The sequence below is a fragment of the Vibrio fluminensis genome, assembly GCF_015278125.1.
Lineage (GTDB): Bacteria > Pseudomonadota > Gammaproteobacteria > Enterobacterales > Vibrionaceae > Vibrio > Vibrio fluminensis.
Window position 1 is genome coordinate 47,751 of the sequence record NZ_JADILO010000025.1, and the last position, 17,604, is coordinate 65,354.

At 42.3% G+C, this 17,604-nt stretch carries 15 protein-coding genes; all 15 read left to right on the forward strand.

Annotation, left to right across the window (positions count from 1 at the left end):
* The first annotated feature begins 10 nt into the window (after nucleotides 1-10).
* Nucleotides 11-1,213 carry an ABC transporter substrate-binding protein gene (locus IRQ95_RS15630; RefSeq protein ID WP_194437796.1) on the forward strand — a complete coding sequence of 401 codons (1,203 nt, stop codon included), beginning with the start codon at nucleotides 11-13 and terminating at the stop codon, nucleotides 1,211-1,213.
* Nucleotides 1,210-2,193, forward strand: coding sequence for a PQQ-dependent catabolism-associated beta-propeller protein (locus IRQ95_RS15635; RefSeq protein ID WP_194437797.1), 984 nt, complete (start codon nucleotides 1,210-1,212; stop codon nucleotides 2,191-2,193). The genes IRQ95_RS15630 and IRQ95_RS15635 overlap by 4 nt, the downstream gene beginning before the upstream one ends.
* Nucleotides 2,190-2,918, forward strand: coding sequence for an ABC transporter ATP-binding protein (locus tag IRQ95_RS15640; protein WP_194437798.1), 729 nt, complete (start codon nucleotides 2,190-2,192; stop codon nucleotides 2,916-2,918). Before IRQ95_RS15635 ends, IRQ95_RS15640 begins: the two co-directional genes overlap by 4 nt.
* Nucleotides 2,915-3,706 carry an ABC transporter permease gene (locus IRQ95_RS15645; protein WP_194437799.1) on the forward strand — a complete coding sequence of 264 codons (792 nt, stop codon included), beginning with the start codon at nucleotides 2,915-2,917 and terminating at the stop codon, nucleotides 3,704-3,706. The genes IRQ95_RS15640 and IRQ95_RS15645 overlap by 4 nt, the downstream gene beginning before the upstream one ends.
* 5 nt (nucleotides 3,707-3,711) lie before the next feature.
* The gene (pip, locus tag IRQ95_RS15650; protein ID WP_348541620.1) at nucleotides 3,712-4,668 is read left to right on the forward strand and encodes a prolyl aminopeptidase; all 957 of its coding nucleotides are present in this window, start codon (nucleotides 3,712-3,714) and stop codon (nucleotides 4,666-4,668) included.
* A 994-nt stretch (nucleotides 4,669-5,662) separates the two neighbouring features.
* Nucleotides 5,663-6,169: a type VI secretion system contractile sheath small subunit gene (gene tssB / locus IRQ95_RS15655; RefSeq protein WP_194437800.1), complete on the forward strand. Its 507-nt coding sequence runs from the start codon at nucleotides 5,663-5,665 to the stop codon at nucleotides 6,167-6,169.
* Nucleotides 6,170-6,211: 42 nt separating this feature from the next.
* Entirely contained in the window at nucleotides 6,212-7,687 is a 1,476-nt protein-coding gene (gene tssC / locus IRQ95_RS15660; protein ID WP_194437801.1) for a type VI secretion system contractile sheath large subunit, read from the forward strand.
* Nucleotides 7,688-7,689: 2 nt separating this feature from the next.
* Complete coding sequence (gene tssE, locus IRQ95_RS15665) at nucleotides 7,690-8,127, forward strand: type VI secretion system baseplate subunit TssE (protein WP_194437802.1); 438 nt, start codon at nucleotides 7,690-7,692, stop codon at nucleotides 8,125-8,127.
* 4 nt (nucleotides 8,128-8,131) lie between these two features.
* Nucleotides 8,132-9,901 (forward strand): type VI secretion system baseplate subunit TssF, encoded by a 1,770-nt coding sequence (gene tssF, locus IRQ95_RS15670; protein ID WP_194437803.1) that lies wholly within the window; start codon nucleotides 8,132-8,134, stop codon nucleotides 9,899-9,901.
* Nucleotides 9,865-10,881, forward strand: coding sequence for a type VI secretion system baseplate subunit TssG (gene tssG, locus IRQ95_RS15675; protein ID WP_194437804.1), 1,017 nt, complete (start codon nucleotides 9,865-9,867; stop codon nucleotides 10,879-10,881). The genes tssF and tssG overlap by 37 nt, the downstream gene beginning before the upstream one ends.
* 1 nt (nucleotide 10,882) lies before the next feature.
* Nucleotides 10,883-12,364, forward strand: coding sequence for a type VI secretion system-associated FHA domain protein TagH (gene tagH, locus IRQ95_RS15680; protein WP_194437805.1), 1,482 nt, complete (start codon nucleotides 10,883-10,885; stop codon nucleotides 12,362-12,364).
* 2 nt (nucleotides 12,365-12,366) lie between these two features.
* Nucleotides 12,367-12,849, forward strand: a complete 483-nt coding sequence (tssJ, locus tag IRQ95_RS15685; RefSeq protein ID WP_194437806.1) for a type VI secretion system lipoprotein TssJ — start codon at nucleotides 12,367-12,369, stop codon at nucleotides 12,847-12,849.
* A 6-nt stretch (nucleotides 12,850-12,855) separates the two neighbouring features.
* Nucleotides 12,856-14,190: a type VI secretion system baseplate subunit TssK gene (gene tssK / locus IRQ95_RS15690; protein WP_194437807.1), complete on the forward strand. Its 1,335-nt coding sequence runs from the start codon at nucleotides 12,856-12,858 to the stop codon at nucleotides 14,188-14,190.
* Nucleotides 14,191-14,192: 2 nt separating this feature from the next.
* Complete coding sequence (gene icmH, locus IRQ95_RS15695; protein WP_194437808.1) at nucleotides 14,193-14,966, forward strand: type IVB secretion system protein IcmH/DotU; 774 nt, start codon at nucleotides 14,193-14,195, stop codon at nucleotides 14,964-14,966.
* A 26-nt stretch (nucleotides 14,967-14,992) separates the two neighbouring features.
* The gene (gene tssH / locus IRQ95_RS15700; protein WP_194437809.1) at nucleotides 14,993-17,602 is read left to right on the forward strand and encodes a type VI secretion system ATPase TssH; all 2,610 of its coding nucleotides are present in this window, start codon (nucleotides 14,993-14,995) and stop codon (nucleotides 17,600-17,602) included.
* Nucleotides 17,603-17,604: the final 2 nt, after the last annotated feature.

Sequence of the window (17,604 nt, forward strand, 5' to 3'; positions counted from 1 at the left end):
TGGACCTGTAATGTTAAATTCAAACTTTTGGCTTAAATCATTATGTTTATTCTGTTTTTCTCTGTATTTATTCTCTAGTCTTGTTAATGCTAAAGATTTGTTAGTTGTTAATATTAACTACTTCAAAGAAAATATTAAGAAGCCACCTGCGTTATCAAATGTTTTAGAAACCCCGAAAGACAGTGGCTTTCAAGGTGCTGCATTGGCTATTGCTGATTCGAATAGTACAGGGAAGTTTTTAAAGCAGTCATTTAATTTGCAACAGAGTGAAGTCGAAAGTTCAGAAGAACTACTTGAGCAGTTGGATAAGGCTTTTGAAGGTGGAGAGCACCTATTTGTACTGGATGTTCCTACATCAACGTTAGTTCAAGCGAACCAATGGGCACAGAAGAAACCAGTATTAATATTCAATGTTAACGACAGTGCCGATGAATTGCGAAGTACTCAATGCTTAACTTCGGTACTTCATACCGCCCCTAGTAACGCCATGCGATCTGATGCTATCGCTCAGTGGTTATTGAAGAAGCGTTTTAATCAGGTGTTGATGGTAAATGGTAGTAAAGAAGAGGATAGGGCCTTAAGCGAGTCTTTTAAGCGCTCAGCTAAACGTTTTGGTTTAGAGATCATTGAAGAAAAAACGTGGACATTTAATTCGGACCTAAGGCGCAGCGCCCAGCAGGAAATTCCGTTATTTACTCAAACTCTCAAAGACTATGACGTTGTATACGTTGCTGATCAATCGAAAGACTTTGCCGAGTACCTGCCATTTAACACCTATATCCCTCGTCCGGTTGTTGGCTCTGCAGGACTAGAGGCTTTGACGTGGCACGCTGTGATAGAGCAATGGGGCGCAGCGCAAGTCCAGAAACGTTTCCGTGAGCAAGCTAATCGCAGTATGAATGAGCTAGATTTCAGTGCTTATCTTGCGGTGCGTAGCGTCGCTCAAGCGGTGCATAAACAAAAGAGCAATCACAGCCAAGATATTGCTGCTTTCATTAAATCCGATGACTTTGAGTTAGCTGCATATAAGGGGCGAAAACTGAGTTATCGTCCTTGGAGCGGCCAACTAAGAATTCCAATGGCTCTAGTACAGCCAAATGGACTCGTGTCACTTTCGCCACAAGCGGGCGTTTTACACCCTAGAACGGAACTCGATACTTTAGGATTTGATATCGAGGAAACTCAATGTGTTTCGCAAAAGGAGCTACTATGAAACAGTCACTGATCCTCCCAATGTTAGTCGGTATGACTTTTGGCATGTCGGCAAGTATGGCATTTGCTTCAGAACAAGCATACGTTACGAACGAGAAAGATGATGATATCTCAGTTATTGATATGCAGAGCTTGGAGGTCGTCAAACAAATTCCTGTTGGTCAACGTCCTCGTGGGATCATTTTCAATAATGAGCACACTCAAGCTTATATTTGTGCAAGTGACTCAGATACGATCCAAATTCTAGATTTGGCTACCGAGAAAGTGATAGGCGAGTTACCTTCGGGTGAGGATCCTGAAACTATTGCTCTTCATCCAGATGGAAAAACTATTTACACCGCGAATGAAGATGACGCATTGTTAACCGTTATTGATATTGATTCTCGCAAGGTTAAAACCCAGATCGATGTAGGTGTTGAACCAGAAGGTTTGGCGGTGAGTCCGGATGGAAAGATAGTAGTGGTGACGTCAGAGACAACCAATATGGTTCACTGGATTGATACCGAAACATATGAAAATTTTGAAAACACATTAGTGGCAGATCGTCCTCGCTCTGCAATGTTTTCTGATGATAGCAAACGTCTTTGGGTAAGTTCTGAGATTGGCGGTGAAGTTGTGGTCATTGATGTCCCAACTCGACAAATAATAAAGACATTCAAGTTTGAAATTGATGGTATTCATAAAGACAGAGTTCAACCTGTCGGTGTTGAGCTTAGCGATGATGGTCGCTTTGCGTTTGTTGCGTTAGGCCCAGCTAACCATGTTGCTGTTATTGACCGTAACGATCTGGAAATTGAGGAATACCTTCTTGTTGGGCGTCGTGTATGGCAGCTTGGTTTTAATAAAGATCAAAGCTTGTTGCTGACAACCAATGGTGTTAGTGGTGATGTTTCAGTTATCGATGTGAGCAAAATGAAAGTGGTTAAGTCCGTTAAAGTAGGTCGATATCCTTGGGGTGTTGCAATCAAGGACGTGTTATGACAATAACGGTTAAAGACTTGTCATATGACTATGGACCACAGCCCGTTCTTGATAATTTAAGCTTGGTGATTCAACCCGGTTTTAATGTATTACTTGGACCAAATGGAGCGGGTAAGAGTACGCTGTTTTCATTGTTGACAGGCCTTTATCAAACCTTACAAGGAGAAGTTGGCTACGGCCAACTTTCTTTACAGCAACATCGTAGAAAAGTGCTTTCTCAGCTAGGGATAGTCTTTCAACAGTCGACCTTAGACATTGATCTAACGGTAAAACAGAACCTGATTTATCATGCTTGTCTGCATGGGTTGTCGTTTAGTACTGCTTTAAAAAACATCGAACATATCCTAGACGCTCTACAGTTATCCTCAAGGCTTAACGATAAAGTTAGAACGCTAAATGGCGGCCATCGACGTCGTTTAGAAATTGCAAGAGCGATGATGCATAAACCAAACTATCTACTTTTAGATGAACCGACGGTAGGGCTTGATAATGAAAGCCGAAGTCTGATTGTTGGATATATTCGTCAGCAGTGTAAGCAACAACGCCTATGCGTGTTGTGGACGACGCACTTGATGGATGAAGTGGAGAGATCCGACTTCCTGATCATTCTCAGTAAAGGGCAGGTGAAAGCAGAAGGGTCAACAGAACAACTTTGTCGAGAGTTTCAAGCAGATGATGTCTATCAACTCTATCGTCAACTGACTGAAAGTGTGGAGATCGTGTGACGTTCTATCAATACAAAAACTGTTTTTCCGGGGTAATTAAGCGTGAATTTTTGCGTTTTCTTCAGCAAAGGACGCGATTACTCAGCGCACTCATTCGCCCTTTACTTTGGCTGGTAGTTTTCGCTGCGGGTTTTCGTGCCGCCTTAGGTGTTTCAATTATGGAGCCCTATGGTACCTATATCACGTATCAACAGTATATTGCGCCTGGATTATGCTGCATGATTGTGCTTTTTAATGGGATGCAGAGTTCGCTATCAATGGTATATGACAGAGAAATGGGCAGTATGAAGTTACTCTTGATGAGCCCACTACCTAGACCTTTTCTGCTGATGTCGAAGCTTGTAGCAACAGCGATACTGTCGCTTGTTCAAGTTTGTTTGTTCCTAATAATTGTACAGTTTGTTGGAGTTGATACCCCATTACTTGGGTACTTATCCGCGGTACCAGTGATTTTTCTTATCTCGTTTTTTTTAGGGGCGCTAGGGTTACTCTTATCCAATATGATTAAGCAGTTGGAAAATTTCGCAGGTGTAATGAACTTCGTCATTTTCCCGATGTTTTTTTTATCAAGCGCGCTATATCCGTTATGGAAAATGAAAGAAGCCAGTTTATGGCTTTATTGGATCTGTGCGTATAACCCATTCAGCTATTGCGTAGAGTTGTTAAGGTTTGCTTTCTATCAAGAGGTGAATTTGCAGGCTCTAGTCGTTGTACTAAGTGCGACAATAGTGGTTTCAGTCACTGCTATTGTAACCTTCTCGCCTAGACAAGTGAGCCGTAAGGGATAACGTCTGTGCGAACATACTATCCTGCGATTCAGCCCTATCATATCCAATTGATTGATATGCCTGTAGGGGACGGTGAAACCAGGCATCAGATTTATGTTGAAGAGTGTGGCAACCCGGATGGGGTTCCCGTTCTATTTGTTCACGGGGGCCCCGGTTCTGGTTGTAACGTCAATCACAGACGTTATTTTAATCCCTCGCTATATCGAATCATCCTATTTGACCAACGTGGCTGCGGAAGATCTAAGCCTTATGGTTGTACAGATTCCAATACGACCCAACATCTTGTTAGGGACATAGAGTACATACGTAAAAAATTGAATATAAGTAAATGGATACTTTTTGGCGGTTCGTGGGGAGCAACTCTGTCACTTGCCTATGCCAGAAATTATTCCGATAGAGTCAAAGCATTAGTGTTAAGAGGGGTCTTTCTTGCTCGTCAAGAAGACATTCTTTGGGTTTATGGAGATCAAGGTGCGGCTAAGTACTTTCCCGAGCAGTGGAATAAACTCATGTCCTCGCTTGCGACGCAAAAAAGCCAACAGCCTTTACTTGGACTTTGGCAAGCGCTAGTGAATAACGACCCAAATCAAGCGGCTAAGGTCAAGCGGGCACTATGCCAATGGGAAAGTTGTTTAGTGAAACTTGACTCTCAACCGACTGAGTTTGATGAGCACAAGCTCGCACAAGATCTATCGAAAGTGATTCAGTTGTATTACTGTATAAATGGTTGTTTTCTTAGAGATGACCCCATTATTGACTCGTTAGATGCCCTAAAAAACCTGCCGATTTATATTGTACATGGTCAATACGATATGGTTTGCCCTCCAGAACAATCTTATTTCTTACACCGAACATTGCCTAAATCTCACATGAAGATGATACCTCAAAGTGGTCATGTGGCTGATGAACCCTTGATACTAAATTATTTAGTCAAAATCATGGATGAAATTGTCACGCTATGATCGAGCGATAAGCTAATCACTAAAATATAATTTCCATGACTACTGGTTTATAAATTTAGCTTAGTTTAATGATATCAACTAAATTGGCATTAATTAGCTTTGATTTGACTAATATAAGATATGCCTCGAGATTGAGGTTTATTATATTGATTGGTTTGTCATTTTTATAGCTCTGACATTCTGTCTCATTACCCAACTGTTAGTTTTGTTATTTATTTTAGTTGTGCAAATTGTTATTGCGCATTGCGATCTAACTATTGAGATAAATTACATCTATTTTATATATAACCTGAATGAAGATCGTTTATATAAATTGGTTGGTGAGATTGACGTTGTTTCTAGTTAAAAACGCTTTTTATACTTGCATTGGTTTTTCTCGATTCCTCACTCTGATAATTCTCAATAATGATATTGAAAGAAATTTTTGTGTCTTTTACCCAATAAAAATGAAAGTTGATGCAAATTAAATTTCATTGTTAAGAATGTTTCTTAATGATGAGTCAGATGCGCTTTAATGCCAATATAAGTAAGCAGGAAGTGGGCGTTTTATCTATTGGTTGAAGCGTGGTGGTGGGTGAGGGTTTGCACGTATCCTCTCTGGTTATTTGTGGTAAGTAATTGTTTTCAAATGTTATGTTTTTTCTATTTTGCTCTGAGTTAAATTATTTTAATACTGATTAAATAGTCATTTAATGATTTGTGGATTATTGTTGAATGGCGAGTAATTACTTTTCTCTGACATTGTTTTTTGTTTTTATCTATAGGCTTTAATGGCATTGAAAGTATGGTTTTTTAATGGAAAATTCGTTCCAGTTGTATGAAATAATTTAGTGTTACAAACTTGAGAATGTAATATGCGTCATGGTTTGGTTAAATTAATTTGTTTTGTTGTCGACTTGGATATTTAATGCGCATCAATAATATTCTGCTAAGTGTTATTCATTGTTTCATGGATTGCTAATATGGCAGTTGGCTATATATACGGAGATAAATTATGTCTAAAGAAGGAAGTGTTGCCCCTAAAGAAAGGGTCAATATTAAGTACATTCCCGCTACAGGAAATGGACAAGCTGAAGTTGAACTTCCTCTAAAAACCCTAGTTGTGGGAGACTTCAAAGGATATGCAGAAGAAACACCTTTAGAAGACCGAGAAACAATTAGTGTCGACAAAAACAACTTCTCTGCAGTTATGCGAGAAAGTAATTTGGGTTTAGCTACAACCGTTAAAAACAGATTAAGTGAAGATGAAGATGCTCAACTGTCTGTTGATCTAAAGTTCAATTCCTTAGAAGACTTTAATCCGGATCAAGTCGCGGATCAGGTGCCGGAGCTGAAGAAGTTAATTGAGTTACGCGAAGCATTGGTGGCTCTGAAGGGACCTCTTGGAAACGTACCAGCATTTCGTGAGCGTTTGCAAGCAATCTTGAGTTCAGAAGAGTCCAGAGAGAAATTACTTTCTGAACTTAATTTGCTTGGCGAAGAAGAGAATAAAGAAGCTTAGTTTTGACTAGGTTTCAAACTTAATCACGAAAGGATTTGATTAATGTCTACTACTGAAAAACTGGCAGAAAGCCAAGGTGTTGAAGAGGTTAGCCTCCTTGACGAAATAATGCAGCAGACGCGTATAGCACCAAGTGAAGATGGCTATGAGATTGCTAAGAAAGGTGTGGCTGCGTTTATTGAGAATCTATTAGCTTCGCCGACTGAAGAAGATTCGGTGAATAAAGCACTTGTTGACCAGATGCTGGTGGAGTTAGATAAAAAAGTCAGCGCACAAATGGATGAGATTCTGCATAACGAAGAGTTGCAGAAACTGGAGTCATCTTGGCGTAGTTTAAAACTATTTGTTGATCGAACTGACTTTAGAGAGAACAACAAAGTTGAAGTTCTTAATATCACTCGAGAAGAGCTTCTAGAAGATTTCGAGTACTCGCCAGAGATTAGTCAATCTGGTTTGTATAAGCATGTTTACTCTTCAGGTTACGGACAGTTTGGTGGTGAACCTGTCGGCGCTATTATTGGTAATTTTGCCTTCACGCCTTCATCACAGGATATGAAACTTTTGAAATTTATGGGCTCGCTTGGCGCAATGGCACATGCTCCGTTTATTTCTAGCGTAGGACCAGAATTTTTCGGCATAGATTCGTTTGAAGATTTGCCAAATATCAAAGATCTTAAATCGACCTTTGAAGGTCCAAAGTACACCAAATGGCGTGCTTTACGTGAGTCTGAAGATGCGCGATACATCGGTTTAACCGCGCCAAGATTTCTACTTCGAGTCCCGTATAGCCCAACGGACAACCCAGTTAAATCATTTAACTATACTGAGAACGTTACTTCTGAACACGACCATTACTTGTGGGGCAATACGGCGTTTGCATTCGCAACTCGTCTAACAGATAGCTTCGCAAAATACCGTTGGTGTCCAAATATCATCGGGCCTCAAAGTGGTGGTGCGGTAGATGATTTACCTGTCCATTTGTACGAATCATTAGGAGCACTGCAAAGTAAAATTCCTACTGAAGTGCTGATTACAGACCGCAAAGAATTTGAATTAGCAGATGAAGGTTTCATCGCACTTACCATGCGTAAAGGGAGCGACAATGCGGCTTTCTTCTCTGCCAACTCAATTCAGAAACCACAAGTATTCCCTAACAACAAAGAAGGGAAACAAGCGGAAGTTAACTTTAAATTGGGTACACAAATCCCTTACATGATGATAGTTAACCGCTTAGCTCACTATCTAAAAGTGCTGCAGCGTGAACAGATTGGCTCGTGGAAAGAACGTCAAGATCTTGAAAGAGAGCTAAATACTTGGATTAAGCAGTTTGTCGCCGATCAAGAAAACCCACCAGCAGATGTACGCAGTCGTCGTCCTTTACGTTCAGCTCGAGTTGAAGTTGCGAATGTTGAGGGGAATCCTGGTTGGTATCAAGTGTCACTAGCGGTGCGCCCACACTTTAAATATATGGGTGCAAATTTTGAACTATCCCTAGTGGGTCGACTGGATCAAGCTTAATTATGTCCTATATTGCGCCAGAAGAATCTGTATTTGGTGTCGGTCTATTCGAACGACTGGTAGCCGATGCTAAGCCAATGTCTCTGACCGCAGGCCCTGATGCTGTGGATGTACTTGAGTCTATCAAGAGCAATGTATCGAACGTTTTAAATTCTCGATTAGGCGGCGCGCAAAGCGCCCCTGATCTTGGGTTGATCGATTTTAATGATGCGACACTGGAAACGATAGACCTTTCCGTACGTATCAAACTAGCGATTAAGCATTGTTTAGAGCGTTATGAACCGCGCTTAACCGGAGTGATAGTCAGTGCTAACGCTGACACGTTTAATCCGTTATCTCTGAGGTTTCAGATCGTAGCTCAAATTAATAGTGAAGTAATACACGAGAAAGTTCAGTTCAGTTTGTTGTTGGACCAAAATAGACAGTACCAAGTGTTTTAACTATATGACTCAAGATAAGTACTTCCGAGAAGAGCTCGCTTTTCTTAAAGAACAGGGGAAAGAATTTACCGAAATTCATCCTCAACTATCCCGTTTTTTGCATGGGCGCACGACAGATCCTGATGTTGAGCGTCTTCTGGAAGGGTTTGCCTTTCTAACTGCGAGATTACGTCAGAAAGTTGAGGACGAATTCCCGGAGTTAACCCATTCATTGATCAATATGCTTTGGCCGAATTATCTCAGGCCAATTCCAAGCATGAGTATCGTGGCGTTTGAGCCGGACAAAGGTGTTAGCGAACGACATTTAGTTAAAAAAAATGCTCAGCTAGATAGTAAGTCAGTGTTAGACACGACTTGTCATTTTCGGACTTGTCGAGATGTTGAGCTTTATCCGCTTGAGTGTAGAGATGTTCATGCAGAACACTCTCGCGAGGCTTCGATTATAGAGTTGTCGCTGCACATGCTCGGTGAGGTTACCGTTGGTGAATCAAAGCTTGATAACTTACGCTTTTACTTGGGCGGTGACGAGCATAGTTCTCAGACATTGTATCTTTGGCTCAATCATTATTTGGACAAAATATCAGTTGAGGTTGATGGTGTTGAGTTTTCACTTCCCAACAACTCATTTTCTGCGGTTGGTTTTCAAAGTGAACAGTCGATTTTACCGTATCCAAAGAATGTATATGACGGCTATCGCATTCTGCAGGAGTACCTCTCTTTTCCTCAGGCGTTTCATTTTATTGATGTTAAACATTTGGCAGATTCATTGCCGAAATCGGTGACTGGGGATTTTTCATTAAAGATCTATTTCTCCAAAACTCTTCCGACCGAGACTCGGGTCAGAAAAGAGAGTTTTCAGCTTTATTGTACTCCGATTATCAACTTATTTCAGCATGATGCTGACCCCATCGATTTGAATGGACAGAGAAGCGAATATCGAATTTTTCCTTCGAATCGTAATCCGGCACATTACGAGATATTTAGTGTCGACCGTGTCGTTGGTTGGCAAGACTTTGAACTCGAGGGAAAGCGCGTTCGGGGAAGAAAACGGATATATGAACCATTTGAGAGCTTCCAGCACGAAGTTGAGCGCGTGAGACACCGCCAAGCTCTCTATTATCGAACAAGGGTTAAAGAGAGCATCCGTAATGATGGTTTCGACTCATATATCTCATTCGTGCGCTGTGATGAAACGAGTTTGATTGGTCACAATGAGGCGGTTTCAATAAAGCTGACTTGTACCAATCGACTTTTGCCTCTTGAACTCGGCATCGGTGATATATGCGTGCCAACAGACAGCTCTCCGCCATTTGCAACGTTTAAAAATATTACGGTGCCATCTCAATCATTACGTCCGATATTGGATGGGAGTTTGTTGTGGACGCTGATCTCTAATTTGTCTCTTAATTATCTGTCTTTGCTATCAAAAGATGCATTGAGTTGTGTATTGAGAGCGTATGACTTCCGAGCTTTGGTTGATCGTCAGGCCGAGCGTGTCGCTAAAAAGCGGCTCGATGCGATTGTTAAAGTAGAGTCTAACCCGATAGATAAGATTCTAAAGGGATTACCGGTTAGAGGACTGCAGTCAACGTTACATATTGATCAAAGTGGTTTTGGTTCTGAAGGGGATCTGTTTCTCTTTGGAACTGTTCTGAGCCATTTTTTCGCATTATACGCAAGTATCAACTCATTTCATGAACTCGTTGTGGTGAATGTTACAAACAAAGAGAAGTACACATGGGGAACACAGAGTGGAATGCAGCCACTGATCTAGACGGTGATGCTTTTATCTCATCAGTTCCGGAGTTCAGTGAAAACGTTCGTGAGTATAACTTTTACCAATTGGTTGAGTTACTCCAAAGCATTAATGATTTGGATCCCGAATCAGAGGAGTGGGAACGCAAATGTAAACTCGTGTTTAGTGCAAATCCAAGCCTGGGTTTTTCAGCGAGTGATGTAAATAAGTTGACGACTAGAGAAGATAATAGGCACGTGTTGCTGACTAATTTTTTTGGTTTGTCAGGGGCACAATCGCCATTACCTGGATTTATTCTTGAGCAGTTGGCGTCGGAGGGGAGCGATGGTTTTAAGCAACCATTTCTCGATTTCTTTAACAATCGATTGATCAATTTGGTTTATCGAATTTGGCGAAAGTATCGCTATTACGTCAGATTTCAGCCTGATGCTCAGGATCTGTTTTCGGTTCAGTTGTTTGCACTAGTTGGTTTAAGTGATCAAGATTTACGGGGTGAGACACCAATTAATTGGTGCAAAATGCTCGCCTACTCAGGAACACTCGCAAGCAGAGGTCGGTCTCCACAGATTGTTGCAGGCATTATCGCCCATTGTTTTGAACTAGAAGACGTCAGCATAAGACAGTGGGTTAGGCGACGCGTTCCAATTGACATTAGTCAGCAGTTTTCTTTGGGTGGACAAAATTCGACTCTTGGTCACGATACCGTCATCGGAACATCGGTTGTGGATTGTACTGGCAAATTCACAATTTGTATTAATGGGCTAACACGAGCTCGTTTTAACGACTTTTTACCTTCAGGTAAGGAGTATCAAGCACTTTGTAAACTTGTGGAGTTCATTATGCGTGAACAAATGGCATACGACTTGGAGTTAGCCATAACACCAAGTGAAGCGCCTGATTTTTGTTTAGATTCCGTAAATGGTGTGGAGCTCGGATGGACATCTTTCTTAGGTTGTTCTGAAGCGGATAAACACGTTTTGATTCAAGTAAGGCAATAGTATGAACGTACCAAGTTTACCGGTTCTAACACTCATGGTGACCAATGCACAGCGTTTGGAATCTGGGATGACCGTGCAACATTCATTTTATCAAAATGGTGGCAATATTGGTTCCTCGCCACTGGCCGATTGGCGTTTAGTCGACCCACAAGAAGCGATCGCTTCACAGCATTGTGAAATTGTTGTCGTGGACGGCGCATATTGCATTAAAGAGTTATCGGGTAGTACGTATGTTAATGGGGCCCAGCTTTCTATTGGTAAGGGAAATCTCGCAAAATTATTAGAGCAAGATGAAGTTCAAATTGGCCCATACCAGTTGCGCGTTTTGTTCGATAAAAATAGCGAGAACGATCCGCATCTTACCACTTTGAATACCCTGTTTTTCTCTGATGAAGACGATTTAATTAATGGCGCTGAAGTTGAGACTCGCGAAGAAGATTCAGTCGAAGAGGCTGATGCCGAACCTTTGCATGCGTTGGATGATCTGATGCAAACCGGAGATACAGTGACTTCAGCGGTGGCCGAAAAAACTGACAAAGCAAGACCGAAGCAAGAACCTTCACTCATCCCTCAACACCAAATGCAAATTGATGCGCAGTCAGCAACCATTGAAACCGATAGCGAACAGGATGTTAGCGCTTCAATCCGTTTGAAGAAAATTCTTGGTTTTGGTTTTTGGAAATCCAGACCACAACAGTCAGAGTTGGAAGAGAAAGAGACAAGTCATACCACAGCAGAGATTGAACCAATCGCAAAACCTGCGCCAGAAGAATACAACAATTCAGGAGAATTACGCATGGATGAAAAAGATTTAGATTTACTTGAAGAGGAAATGGCAAGAAGTTTCCAACCAAGTAATGACTATCAATTGGATACTGAAGGACGTTCCAATCACCTTGTGACAGGGCCAGTTTTGGAAGGCTTAGGGGTTGATTTAAGCGATGAAGATAACATGGCTCGTATGCATGTCCTCTCTCAAGAGATGGGCGAATCACTACAAGCGTGTGTTCGTGGTTTGCTGGAACTTCACCAGCAAGTGAATGAAGGGCGTTTTGGCACTTTAAATCGCAATTTACAACCTATAGAAGACAATCCTCTGCGCTTGGGTCTCTCTTATGAAGAAACAATACGCACTCTTTATGATACCGATAAAAGTCTAGTGCACTTATCGGCTCCCGCTGCGATTAGCGAAAGCCTCAAGACAATTCGTGACCACAATGAAGCTATGCAACATGCTACATCTGAAGCGTTAAGTCAGATTTTGAATGCCTTTGATCCTGAGACGATGTTACGCCGATTCCAGCACTATAAACGTCGTTATGATGGCAATAGTGGTTCTACAGAAGGTTGGGCGTGGAGTATGTATTGTAATTATTACCAAGAACTTACCTCTAATCGTCAAAGAGGTTTTGAAAAGTTATTTTGGGAAATTTTTGAACAATCTTACGACAAAAAACTGCGTGAAAAGCAACGGGAGCTGTAACCATGAAAAATATCGCTTTAGCCTTATGTAGTTCGTTGGCTTTGACTGCTTGTAGCTCTTCTCAACCAGTAGAGAAACAAGAAGGTCCTGCACAAACGACAGTGACGTTTAGTTTAGTGAGTGATGATGACGTGAACTTGAATATCTTGGGCGACGCAACGCCGGTTGAGATTCAAGTGTTTGAACTTGAAGATGATTCGATGTTTATGTCTGCCGATTATGATCAGTTGAAAGCGGACCATAAAGCGACATTACGTAGTAATTATGTGAACAGCTACGACTACGTACTTACACCGGGTCAATTTAAGTTCGTTGATACGTTTGAGATTAATGAGAGTACAAATTATATCGGTGTGATGGCTCATTTTTCTGACCCAGACACAAGCCAATGGAAAAAAGCAGTGAAGGTGGTCAATAAAAGTCGACAGTACCACTTGCTTATGAAGTTCAGCGAGTATGACGTGAAGTTGGTTAGGGTGGAATAAAAAGCGATGTTTGTTCGTAATCGAGTTATTTGGAAAGAAGGCTCATTCATCAAGCCGCAGCACTTTCAGCAGCAACAGAGATTTACCGAGTACTTTATTGATGAACGTGTCAGTACAGTCAGCAGTTATTTGTACGGTATTTCAGAGTTATCACTTAATCCGGAGTATTTGGCGTTTGGTCGTATTGCCATTGATCGCGCGGTTGGAGTTATGCCTGATGGCACGGTTTTTCGTATTCCTCAAGAAGATCAAATTCCAGATGCGCTAGAGGTCGATGATGCCTCATTGGCAAACCAAATCATCTATTTGGCTGTGGCTTTGCGCAGTGACTCTTTGATGGAAATCAACTGGCCGGAAGAACGTGGTACCGGACGCTATGTAAGTCGTCGTCAAGAAGTAAAGGACGTTCATAGCGTACAAGGTGATACGACGACACTCGAAGTTTCTCCGGCTCGCATGCAGTTAATGTTAGAAAGAGAAGACAGAAGTGCCTATGCCTCGATTGCGATTGGGCGTATCTTGGAAAAACGACCAGATGGTAGTGTCGTGCTAGATCCTGAGTTCGTACCTTGTCACCATAATGTCGTGGGTATTCCCGCATTGCATCGTTTTATCAACGAAATGTCGGGTTTGATGAGAGAGCGGGCAAAAAACATTGCTCAGAGACTAAGTTCTCCGTCGCAAGGTGGTGTGGCAGACGTATCCGATTTTATGCTGCTACAGTCTTTGAACCGTTTGCAACCGCAAATGAAGCACTTAGCCGAGTTGCGCAGTCTACATCCAGAACGACTGTTTGAATGTCTTTCGATCGTGTGTGGAGAACTAGCGACCTTTACCGATGAGTCTCGACTTCCAGCGAATTTACCTAGCTACAATCACGAGCTACCTAGTGAGTCGTTTAAACCGCTCATCCGCAATTTACGACAGAGCCTAAGTGTCGTGCTTGAACCAAGAGCAATGTCGATCCAGTTAGAAAAACGTAAGTACGGCTTAATGGTTGCGCCAATCCACGACTCAAGCTTGATGGAAAATGCTGAGTTCATCATTGCTGTGAAAGCTCGCATGCCAATCAATGATCTACGTCGCCTGTTTACACAGCAAACAAAAGTATCGTCAGTGGAGAAAATCAGAGAGCTAATCTCTTTACAGCTTTCGGGCATCCCTTTGATTGCTTTACCTGTAGCGCCAAGACAACTGCCTTACCACGCAGGTTATACCTATTACCAATTAGACAAAACCAGCTCGGCATGGGCCACGATTAAGCATTCCAGCGGTTTTGCGTTCCATGTTGCAGGTGAATTTGAAGATCTCGACCTGCAGTTTTGGGCGATTAGGAGTTAAGCATGTACGCAAGTAAGAAAGATTCACCATTGTCTAAGTTGCTTTTTGATGATGTGGAAAAAATTAACCATGATCAGGATTATTGGTTTCAACTTCGTGGTGATAACTCTAATCCCCTAATCGATGCAGCCACACCGTTATTTGGCTTATCCCTAAGGGTTCGTTCATTGACCGCATGTGACAATATCGACCAAATCTATACCCAGACAGTGGAAGAAATCAAAGCGATTGAAGTGGAATTGACTGAGCAAGGTTATGACCACGCGATCATGGTTGCTTACCGTTATGTATTGTGCGCCAGTTTAGACGAAGCAGTAATGGGAACCGATTGGGGCGCATCGAGCATTTGGGCTGAACATTCGATGCTGACTCGCTTCCATAATGAAACTTGGGGTGGTGAAAAGGTTTTTTCTATTTTGAGTCGTCTTGAAGGCGAACCAGAACGTTATCGCCAACTATTAGGCTTTATCTACCAATGCTTGATCCTTGGGTTCGAAGGAAAGTATCGCGTTATGGAAGGCGGTACGATCGAACGTGAGAAAATTATCAGCCGTCTTTACGACATATTGAGCAGCTTTGATGATGGCGACAATGGCCAACTAACCAGCCCAAATAAAAAAGTAGTGAAATCTCACTATAAAGTGGGTCGCAAGACATCGCTTTGGACGGTTTTCTTTGGTTTTGCTTTCTTATGGTTAGCGTTGTTTCTCGGCTATACGCACGTACTACAAACCAAAACACAAGACGTTTTAACACAATTAAATCAATTACTTTAATAAATTAATAGGCTAGGTGGTATCACGTGATCCGTATTGAATTACCCACTTTAATATCGAAACTGAACGCTCAAAGTAAACTGGCTTTGGAGCAAGCGGCTTCGTTATGTATTGAACGACAGCATCCAGAGGTCACTCTGGAGCACTACTTGGATGTATTGTTAGATAATCCATTATCTGATGTCCGCATTATTATTAAGCAAGCAGGTCTTGATGTCAGTGACGTGAAAGAGGCGATTAACGCAAGTTTTAGTCGTGAGAAAAGTAGCGAAACCTATCCCGCGTTTTCCCCTTTACTTGTCGAGTTGTTACAAGAAGCGTGGTTACTGTCTTCCACTGAGTTGGAACAAAGTGAGTTGCGTTCTGGCGCTATTTTTCTCGCTTCAATCACCCGTATAGACCGTTATCTTTCTTCTTCGCTGGCTAAGCTGTTTGATGGCATCAATCGAGAATCGTTGAAGAAAGAATTTACATTCATACTGAGTGACTCTTCAGAAACGGCAGTAAAAAGACCCAACTCGGCCTCAGAGCATTCCTTGCAGCAGCAAGCAGAAACATCGTTAGAGAAGTATTGTGAAAATGTAACTCGTCAGGCAAGAGATGGCGAGTTAGATCCTGTACTTTGTCGTGAGAATGAACTGAATCTGATGATAGACATACTTTGCCGTCGTCGAAAAAATAATCCGATTGTGGTGGGCGATGCCGGTGTAGGTAAAAGTGCGATGATCGAAGGCTTAGCTCTGCGAGTCGTAGCCGGCAATGTTCCAGACCAATTGAAACAAGTGGAACTGTACTCGTTAGATTTAGGGCGCCTCCAAGCAGGAGCTTCGGTGAAAGGGGAGTTTGAAAAACGCCTCAAAGGTGTGATTGATGCAATCAAAGAGTCACCGCAACCAATCATTCTCTTTATAGATGAAGCGCACACCTTGATTGGTTCAGGGAATCAAGAAGGGGGGAGCGACGGGGCTAACTTACTTAAGCCTGCGCTCGCTCGTGGTGAGTTAAGTACTATTGCTGCGACAACATGGAAAGAATACAAAAAATATTTCGAAAAAGATCCGGCGTTAACACGTCGTTTTCAACTCGTTAAGCTCGATGAGCCGAGTATTGAGCAGGCCGTTGACATTCTGCGTGGACTGAATGGCGTCTACGAGAAAGCGCATAATGTACTTATCACTGACGAAGCGCTAAAAGCAGCCGCTGAGTTATCAGCGCGATATTTATCAGGCCGACAGCTACCGGACAAAGCGATTGACGTGTTAGATACGGCATGTGCTCGCATAGCGATTAATCTAACAACGCCGCCAAAAAGGCTGGCGCAACTTGAAACTCTATGCCACCAACGTCAATTAGAAATCGATATGTTGGAAAGGTCTCGCCATCTAGGGAAAGAGGTGGATTTAGAGCGCTTGGATGCACTATTGAGTCAAGAGGCAGCAGACGAAGAAGAAACCGAACAACTTACGCAGCTATGGAAAGATCAGAAAACGTTAGTAGAAGCGATAATTGAACAGAGAACACAACTGTTACAGTTACTACAAGAAGACGATCAGCAGCGTGAGCTTTACCTATCAACAAGCCAACTGCTTCAAGAAAAATACCAAGAGTTGGATGCGATTAAGCATGATCAGCGATTGATTTATCCTGAAGTCGACGTTGCACAAATAGCAGATGTCATCGCCGATTGGACGGGTGTGCCTGTTGACCAGATGAATTCTAACGAATTACATAAAATTACTCGTTTAACAGAGACATTAGGCAGCGTTATCAAAGGGCAAGATATCGCGATTGAGCGTGTGCACCGCCACTTATTGACTGCGCGCGCAGACTTACGTCGTTCTGGAAGACCGAAAGGTGCATTCTTGCTTGTCGGGCCTAGTGGGGTGGGTAAAACCGAAACCGTGGTCCAGCTTGCCAAGCAGCTTTATGGCGGTAAGCAATTTCTTACTACGATTAACATGTCTGAATATCAAGAAAAGCATACGGTTTCTCGCCTAATCGGCTCCCCTCCGGGCTATGTTGGTTATGGCGAAGGGGGCATATTGACGGAAGCGATCAGGAAAATGCCATATTCTGTCGTTTTGCTTGATGAGGTTGAAAAAGCCCACCCTGAAGTCCTCAACTTATTCTATCAAGCATTTGATAAAGGCGAGCTGGCAGATGGTGAAGGACGTTTAATCGATTGCCAAAATGTGGTGTTCTTTTTGACATCCAATTTGGGTTTCCAAACGATAGTTGATCACGCTGAACAGCCTGAAGTGATGGACCGAGAGTTGTATCCTGAGTTAGCTGCATTTTTCAAACCTGCCTTGCTTGCTCGTATGGAAGTGATTCCCTACCTACCGTTAGACAAAGAGGTATTGGCTAAAATAGTGATAGGTAAGTTATCTCGCTTAGAAGATCTGTTTAAGCAGCGCTACAACGCCAAGTTGACATTAGATGACGGCCTAGTTGATGAAATACTCCGACGCGCGACGCGCAGCGAGAATGGTGCACGTATGTTGGAAGCAATCATTGATGGTCAACTACTTCCACCGGTATCCCTGGCCTTACTTAATAAGCTTGCATTGAGAGAGCCAGTACAGCACATCCGTTTAGCTGTGCGAGATGGTGAATTTATCGGTGAGGTTGAATAACG